This is a genomic window from Cellulomonas sp., assembly GCF_035634735.1.
Classification (GTDB): domain Bacteria; phylum Actinomycetota; class Actinomycetes; order Actinomycetales; family Cellulomonadaceae; genus Cellulomonas.
In genome coordinates this window covers 34,658-42,387 of the sequence record NZ_DASQCJ010000133.1, presented here as the reverse complement: position 1 = coordinate 42,387, position 7,730 = coordinate 34,658, and the positions used below count along the sequence as shown (strand labels likewise).

The window sequence follows — 7,730 nt, the reverse complement described above, 5'->3', positions numbered from 1 at the left end:
GGCATCGGCGTCGGCACACATGGTCGCCGCCATGGCCGCGGCCGAGCAGGCCTCGATGCAGGGCTGCATCGCGGTCATGTCCATCCCCGTCGTGCCCGCCGGCATCGACTTCATCATGTCCATCATCATGCTCACGGCAGTTCCACCTCTCGTGCGATCGGCTGGTGCTCCGGCACGGACGACGCTACGCCGGGGGCGCGCGGGGCCACCAGGGGGTGGCCCCGCACCCGTGCACTGCCAGACTGCGGCGCATGATCCGGTACCCGCCCCCGCTCGCCCCGGGCGACGTCATCGGGGTGGCGTCCCCGTCCGCGGGCGTCGCCGCCCGGCACGCCCGGCGGCTGGACGTCGCCGTGCGGCACCTCGCCGACCGCGGCTTCGACGTCCGGCTCGGCCCGCTCGTGCACGGCGACGGCGTCGCCAGCGGGTCCGCGGACGCTCGCGCCGCGGAGCTCACCGACCTGCTCACCGACCCGGCGGTGCGCGCCGTCGTCCCGCCCTGGGGCGGCGAGATCGCGCTCGACCTGCTCGACCGCCTCGACTGGGACGCGCTCGCCGCGGACCCGACGTGGTTCGTCGGCTACTCCGACATCTCCACGCTGCTGCTGCCGCTGACGCTCCGGACCGGCGTGGCGACGCTGCACGGCCAGAACCTGATGGCGACGCCGTTCCGGGTGCCGGCGCCGATGCTGCCGTGGCTCGACGTCGTCCGCGCCGAGCCCGGGGCCACGCTGGTCCAGGGCGCCGCCGCGCGGTACCGGTCGTCGGGCTTCACGGACTTCGCGGTCGACCCGGAGGCCACCGAGGAGCCGCTGGACGCGCCGGGCGGCTGGACCCGGCTCGACGACGGCGACGGCGACCTCCGCGTCACCGGTCGGCTCGTGGGCGGCTGCCTGGAGACGGTCGCGCACCTGGCGGGGACCCCGTACGGCGACGTCGGGGCCTTCGTCGCCGCGCACGCGCCGGAGGGCACGATCGTCTACCTCGAGGCGGCCGCCGCCGACGCGACCGACGTCGTCCGCCGGCTCCTGGGCCTGCGGTACGCGGGCTTCTTCGCCGGGGCGAACGCCGTGCTGCTCGGCCGGACCCGCGGCGCCGACGTCCCCGGGCTGACGCAGCACGAGGCCGCCCGGCACGCCCTCGCCGACCTGGGCGTGCCGGTGCTCGCCGACGTCGACTGCGGGCACGTCCCGCCGCACCTCGCGCTCGTCAACGGCGCGCTGGCGACGGTGGAGCACGGCGGCGGCCGGTCGGTGCTGACGCAGGTGCTGCGCTGACCGGTCGCCGACCCCAACGCCCGCGCCTACCGTGACGCGATGAGCCTCGCCGCCGTCGCCGCCGACCGCCTGATCCGGGTCTACCAGCGCCGCATCTCGCCCCGGAAGGGCTACTCGTGCGCGCACCGCGTCGCGCACGGCGGGACGTCCTGCTCCGAGGACATCCGGCGCACCGTCGTGGCGCGCGGGGTCCTGCGGGGCGTCCGGCCGACCGTCGCCCGGTTCGTCGCCTGCTACCAGGCCGCGGGGATGCTGGCGCAGTCGGACGTGCGCGGGGTGTGCTGCTGCGGCGGCATCCCGATCCCGTTCCGGTTCTGACCGGGACGTCAGCCGCCCGCCCCGGCGACGACCTCGCGCGCGTGGGCGAGGTCCGGCGCGACGGCCTCCGCCTGGGCGGCCGTGAGCGGCAGGCCCTCCGCGTCGGCCAGCGCGGCGGCGGCGTCCCCGGCTCGCCCCAGCCGGACGAGCAGCTCCGCGCGGTACGCGAGTGCCCGCGCCCGGTCGTCGGCGGGCGCGTCGTGGTGCCTGGTCAGCCCGGCGTCGAGAGCCACGAGCGCCTGCGCGTCGTCGCCGCGCGCGTCGCCCTGCCGCGCGGCGACCTCGACGGCGCGCGCCAGCCCGGTCGCCGCGGGCTCCGGCTCCCCCACGTCGGCCTCGCGGTAGAACCGGAGCCAGTTCCCGCCGACGTCCACCACCGTGAAGCCCGTGGTCGTGCCCTGCTTGCGCCGCGGCCGCAGGAGGCGCGGGACGCCGGCGGCCGGCAACCGCCCGAGGTGCGCGCGCAGCCCGTCGGCGAACTGCCGGTAGAGCGCCTCCGCGTCCGGCACGACGACGATCACGCTCGCGTAGGACGCCTCGGGGTCGAAGCCGTCGATGCCCGCGAGGTGGAGCTGGATGTCCTCGCACCGCACGACCGCGTGCGGGTTCGGCCGCCGCTGCCGGTACGTCGGGTGGAACCCGAGCGCCTCGTAGAACTCGACCGCGTCGTCGACGTCGGGGCAGGGCAGGATCGCGTACGTCCGTTCGCCGGCCATCCGACCAGGGTCCCCGACGGCGCCCGCCCGCGGCAACGTCCGCTGCCGACGCCCCTACTCGTCCGCCGGCTCGTTCTTGCTGCGGATGACCAGCAGCGGGTCGGGCCGCCCGACGACCTCGGGGTCCTTGCCCTCGTAGTCGAACTGGTTGAGGAAGAACCGCATCGCGTTGATGCGCGCCCGCTTCTTGTCGTTGGACCGGATGATCGTCCACCGGGCGTGCCGCTTGTCGGTGCGGCGGAACATCTCCTCCTTGGCCTGGGTGTACTCCTCCCAGCGGTCCAGCGAGGCCAGGTCCATCGGCGACAGCTTCCACCGGCGCACCGGGTCCAGCTGGCGGATCGCGAACCGGGTGCGCTGCTCCTTGCGGGACACCGAGAACCACAGCTTCGTCACGTGGATGCCGGAGTCGGCGAGCATCTTCTCGAACACCGGCGCCTGGGCCATGAACGCCTGGTACTCCTCGTCGGTGCAGAAGCCCATCACGCGCTCGACGCCGGCGCGGTTGTACCAGGAGCGGTCGAACATGACGATCTCGCCGGCCGTCGGCAGGTGCTGCACGTAGCGCTGGAAGTACCACTGACCGCGCTCGCGGTCGCTCGGCTTCGACAGCGCCACGACGCGCGACGTCCGCGGGTTGAGGTGCTCGGTGAACCGCTTGATCGTGCCGCCCTTGCCCGCCGCGTCGCGCCCCTCGAACAGGACGATCGCCCGCTTGTCGTTGTCCTCGAGCCAGTACTGGAACTTGAGCAGCTCGACCTGGAGGCGGTACTTCTCCAGCTCGTAGGCGTCCCGGTCCATCAGGTCGGGGTACGGGTACCCCTCCTGCCACGTCCAGACCGGGTTGCCCTCGGGGTCGATGAGGTCCGGGTCGGGCGTGTGGCCGTCCCGCACCGTGTAGCCGCTGTCGCGGAGGAACTCGATGTACTCGCGCAGGTCGCGAGGCGGGTTCACGACGGTCATGCGACCACTCTCGGGGCGCCCGGGCCGGCGCGCCAGTGCGTCCGCCGGCCCGGTTGCCCCGGGAGCCTCAGACCTCGAGGACGAACGTGTTCAGCGAGTCGGCGGGCAGCACCGGCGAGACGACCTGGTCGCCGACGAGCACCGACACCGGCATCTCCTCGGAGGTGTCGTTCTGCATGACGACGACCAGCGAGCCGTCGGGGTTGCGGAACGCGACCTGGTTCTCGTAGCCGGCGTAGCTCAGCGTCGGCACCAGGCGCGCGCCCGGGCGCACGAAGTGGCTGACGTGCTTCAGCACGTGGTACTCGTGCGTGTACTCGAAGGTGCGCGTCTCGGGGTCGACGACCACGAGCGAGTTCTGCGACCAGCCCCAGCGGCTCACGCCGCCGCGCTCCAGCGACAGGTTCCAGTACTGGTAGGCGTTCGCGCCGTTGTTGAGGAAGTCGCGCATCAGGCGCCACGCGTAGCGGGCGTACCGCCAGTCGTTCTTGCCGTCGCCGCACTCCTGCTCAGTCTGGTAGAGCCGGAGGTCCGGGTGGTCCTTCCGCAGGAACGGCACGATCGACTTGCCGTGCCACTGCACGCCGATGCCGGTGACCGCATCGGCGGCGGCCGGGTCGGCCAGGACCTCGTCGACCAGGGCCTCGTTGGGCCGCTCGACGGTGCCGAGGAACACCTCGACGCCGCGCTCGCGCATCTGCGGCCCGAGGTGCCGGAGGAACGCGGCCAGGCCGGCCGGGGTCCAGGTGCAGCTCGGGTACGGCTGCGCGGAGTTGAACTCGTTCTGCGGCATGACCATGCCGATCTCGATGCCGAGCGCGCGGTACGCGTCGACGAACCTGCCGAAGTACGCCGCGTAGGTGGCGAGGTGCCGCTCCTCCTGCGTGAACGAGTCGGTGCCCTCGGCCTGGACCTGGTCGGGCCGCAGGCCGTTCTCGACGCCGTTGATCCACGGCTGCACCGAGGCGTAGTGCCCGTTGGTCTTCATCCACTGCGGCGGCACCCAGGGCGACGCCCACAGCTTCAGCGACCCCTGGTGCTCCAGCGCGGACCGGATGTACGGCACGAGGGTCTCGTGGTCGTTCGCGATGCTGAAGTGCTCGAGGTCGAAGTCGCCCGGCACGTCGTCGTACGAGTAGTAGTCGCGGGCGAAGTCGTTCGCCCCGATCGGCATCCGGCCGATCGTGAAGCTCCCCCCGACGCCGGGGGCGTACAGCTCGCGGAAGATCTCGGCGCGCTGCTCGTCGGTCAGGTGGGCCAGCGAGGTCCAGCCGAGCTCGTTGAACGTCGCGCCGAAGCCCTCGATCTCCTGCCGCTCGTCGTCCAGCTGCACGAACACGTCGGGGATCCGGTCGACCGCACCGGGCTCGACGGTCCCGAGGTCGCTCCAGCGCTCGTGCTCGGTGGTGCTGGTCCAGCTCGCGATGCGCATCGCACACTCCACTTCGTCGTCCCGGGGACCACGGCGGCCCCGGGTCGCGGCAGGGGCGCGCGCCGGGACGGGCTGCTACCTACCGCTTACTAGGTAGTGCGAGGCTACCGTGATTTCCCGACCGACCGGACGGTATTGCCCCGGCGCACGCCGCGGCCGTCACACTCGTCCGCCCGCCGGGCCGCGCCCGTCGGACCCGCCGCGGCCGGACGCAGCGTCGCGGAGCAGCGCGCACCCGCGTCCCGGCGCGCGACCCCGCCCCGAGGAGGACCTCATGGTTCCCGCACTCCCCGCACTCGTCAGCCCCGAGGCGCTGGCCGCTGCGCTGGAGGCGCCCGCCGATCGCCCGGTCGTGCCCGACGCGTCCACCTCGCTGGTCACGCACGGCGAAGCGAGCCGTACACCGCCGGACCGCTGCGCGAGCACTACCTCGCCGCCCACGTGCCGGGCGCCGCGTTCGTCGACGTCACCGGCGAGCTGTCCGACCCCGCCGGCCCGTACCCGTTCACGCTGCTGGCGCCCGAGGCCCTCGCGGCGTTCGGCGCGATCGGCGTCGGCGACGACACGCACGTCGTCGTCTACGACACCGTCGGTTCCGCCTGGGCGACGCGGGCCTGGCGGCTGCTGCGCCGGCTCGGCCACGACCGCGTCTCGGTGCTGGACGGCGGGCTCGCCGCGTGGCAGGCGGCCGGGTTCGGCACCGCGTCGGGCGGGTTCGACGACGACACCGCCCGGGCGACCGCCACTACCCTGACCCCGGACGTGCGCCCCGAGCTGCTGGCGACGCTGCCGCAGGTCGAGCGGATCTCCTCGGGCACGTGGGCTGACGGGGCCACCGCACCACCCCTCGGGCGACTCCCCTCTTTCGGCCGTACCGGTCGGTCCCTTCGGCCGTACTGGCCCTCCCGGCCGCGGAGACATTGTGGATGTGTTCACAAAGTCCACCGCACCCGAGGAGCCGACCGAGATGCACGTCCGCCGCACCACCACCGCCACCGTCGCCACCACGCTCGCCCTCGCTGTCACCGGGGTGTTCGCCGGGGGCGCCGCCCACGCCGCCGAGGCGCCGGACACCACCGTCACCACCCCGGCCCCCAAGGCCGAGGCCGCCGTCACCGACCCGGCGACCGGCCCGGCCGACGCGATCGTGGCCCCGCTCCCGGAGCCCGCCGCCGACGCCGCGCCGGCCGGGTCCGACGAGGCCCCCGCGCCCGAGCCCGCCACCGACGAGGCCCCCGCGCTGGTCGAGCCCGCCCCGGCCGAGCCCACCCCGGCCGAGCCCGCCCCGGTCGCCGCCGAGGCGGGCGAGGCCGACGTGGTCGACGACGCCGCGCCGGTCGCCGACGCCCCGGTCGCCCCTCTCGCCCCGGCCACCGCCCTCGCCGCCGCGCCGGCCGCCGTCACCGCTGCTGCCGCCGACCAGCTCCGCGCCGCCGACGAGACCGCCCCTGCGTTCGACCAGTTCTGGATCGACAACGGGTGCGACTACTGGTACTTCCTCGAGACGCCCGGCGCCGAGTCCGGCCGGGCCTGGGAGGGCTGGAACGGCCAGCCGCAGATCCACTTCCTGTTCCACGAGCTGCAGGACGCCGACGGGGCCACGCGGATCGTGTACGACCGCGACATCATGAACTCCTGGTACCACCCGGGGACCGACGGGCAGGTGGACGAGAACGGCAGCTGGGTCCAGCTGCCGACCGTCGGCCGGGACGTCGACGGGATGCACTGGGAGAACGGTCCCGCCCAGCAGACCGTGGTCTTCAACGGCTACAAGGGCGCCGACGACGCGCTGGCGTTCTTCCAGCGCGCCGGCGTCGAGGTCCCCGAGGTCGTCTACAGCCCCGAGCTCCGGGACGCGATCCGCTCGTGGGGCTACACCGACGCCCAGATCGACCAGATGCAGCGGGAGGACAACCAGCGGGCCGTGGGTCGCGCCGCGTACGAGGCGACGCAGTTCGCGGTCTGGTACTTCTCGACCGGTCACGACGTGATGGGCCTGTTCTTCCAGGTCGACGAGGACGGCCACGTGCAGCTGACCGACAAGGCGCTGGAGCAGTTCGCCCCGGACGCCGACGGCACCGACTGGACCCGGAACTGGGGCGACAGCGAGGACCGGATGCCGACCCTGCACGCCGCCGCGTGGCTGATCGAGAACGCGCTGAGCACCCACGTCGTCGCGCCGCAGCCGGGGTTCGTCCCGGCGGGGTACACGACCGACGCCGACGGGTCGACCCGGTACGGGTTCGCCGTGACGCTGGTCGGCGGCGCCGGCAGCGTCGACGTCGAGCTGCGGACGGCCGACGGCAGCCCGCTGCCGGCCGGTGTCACCCTCGTGGACCGCGCGGGCGCGCCGGTCACGACCGCGCGGCCCGGTGAGCTGGTCTACGTGCGGGTGCCCGCGGGCGTGGACGTCGCGTCGCTGCCTGCCTTCCAGGTCTGGGGCTCCGCGGTCGGCACCCAGCAGGGGACGCCGGACTACTTCGTCGGCCAGGACCACAACCACCACAGCGTGTGGGACGAGGAGACCCAGCAGTGGGTCGAGGGCCCCGGCTCGCTGCACCACCTGATCGGCCTCGGCTCGCTGGACCAGCCCACCGTCGGCCGCGACTGGATCGCCGTCGACCTCCGGACCCAGGAGCCCGCCGACCCGACCGACCCCACGGGCCCGACCGACCCCACGGACCCGACCGACCCCACGGACCCGGTCGGCCCGACCGACCCCGCCCAGCCCGCCCGCCCGGTCCAGCCCGCGACCGACCCGGTCGTGGCCCCCGTCTCCGCGACCGCCGCGCAGCTCCCGGCGAGCGACCCGACCGACCCCGCCGATATCGGCGCGGCCTCTCTGGCCCGGACGGGTGCCGACGCCGGCGCGCTGATCGGGGTGTCGTTCCTCCTCGTCGCCGCGGGCGCCGCCGGCCTGGTGATCCGTCGCCGGGCGACCGCCACCCGCTGACGCGCGTCCGCACCACCCGCAGGGCCGCCCGCACCCGGGCGGCCCTGCTGCGCGCCCCGGACCGGGACCGC

At 74.4% G+C, this 7,730-nt stretch carries 6 protein-coding genes and 1 pseudogene; 4 read left to right on the top strand and 3 right to left on the bottom strand.

The genetic code is table 11. From position 1 onward, the window contains the following. Window positions 1–251: 251 nt before the first annotated feature. Both VER05_RS11775 and yidD read left to right on the top strand, forming a co-directional pair. On the top strand, window positions 252–1,277 hold the full coding sequence (locus tag VER05_RS11775; RefSeq protein ID WP_324845541.1) for a S66 peptidase family protein: 1,026 nt from the start codon (window positions 252–254) through the stop codon (window positions 1,275–1,277). A gap of 39 nt (window positions 1,278–1,316) precedes the next feature. Beyond that, window positions 1,317–1,595 (top strand): membrane protein insertion efficiency factor YidD, encoded by a 279-nt coding sequence (gene yidD, locus VER05_RS11770; protein ID WP_324845540.1) that lies wholly within the window; start codon window positions 1,317–1,319, stop codon window positions 1,593–1,595. Window positions 1,596–1,603: 8 nt separating this feature from the next. On the opposite strand, the gene VER05_RS11765 is transcribed toward yidD, so the two are convergent. From VER05_RS11765 to VER05_RS11755, 3 genes are all read right to left on the bottom strand, one after another. Then, window positions 1,604–2,311, bottom strand: a complete 708-nt coding sequence (locus tag VER05_RS11765) for a VOC family protein (RefSeq protein ID WP_324845539.1) — start codon at window positions 2,309–2,311, stop codon at window positions 1,604–1,606. A 54-nt stretch (window positions 2,312–2,365) separates the two neighbouring features. After that, the gene (gene ppk2 / locus VER05_RS11760; protein WP_324845538.1) at window positions 2,366–3,274 is read right to left on the bottom strand and encodes a polyphosphate kinase 2; all 909 of its coding nucleotides are present in this window, start codon (window positions 3,272–3,274) and stop codon (window positions 2,366–2,368) included. 67 nt (window positions 3,275–3,341) lie between these two features. Continuing rightward, a complete protein-coding gene (locus tag VER05_RS11755; RefSeq protein WP_324845537.1) occupies window positions 3,342–4,706 on the bottom strand; it encodes a glycoside hydrolase family 30 protein in 1,365 nt (454 codons plus the stop codon). Window positions 4,707–4,802: 96 nt separating this feature from the next. Here VER05_RS11755 and VER05_RS11750 point away from each other — a divergent pair. Beyond that, window positions 4,803–5,336: pseudogene (locus VER05_RS11750) on the top strand (sulfurtransferase); the annotation flags it as partial. Window positions 5,337–5,628: 292 nt separating this feature from the next. Beyond that, on the top strand, window positions 5,629–7,659 hold the full coding sequence (locus VER05_RS11745; protein ID WP_324845536.1) for a hypothetical protein: 2,031 nt from the start codon (window positions 5,629–5,631) through the stop codon (window positions 7,657–7,659). Window positions 7,660–7,730 lie beyond the last annotated feature (71 nt).

Coding starts and splice junctions, on each gene's coding strand:
- VER05_RS11755 (WP_324845537.1), bottom strand. CDS start 4,706: ATGCGCATCGCGAGCTGGACCAGCACCACCGAGCACGAGCGCTGGAGC.
- yidD (WP_324845540.1), top strand. CDS start 1,317: ATGAGCCTCGCCGCCGTCGCCGCCGACCGCCTGATCCGGGTCTACCAG.
- VER05_RS11765 (WP_324845539.1), bottom strand. CDS start 2,311: ATGGCCGGCGAACGGACGTACGCGATCCTGCCCTGCCCCGACGTCGAC.
- VER05_RS11775 (WP_324845541.1), top strand. CDS start 252: ATGATCCGGTACCCGCCCCCGCTCGCCCCGGGCGACGTCATCGGGGTG.
- ppk2 (WP_324845538.1), bottom strand. CDS start 3,274: ATGACCGTCGTGAACCCGCCTCGCGACCTGCGCGAGTACATCGAGTTC.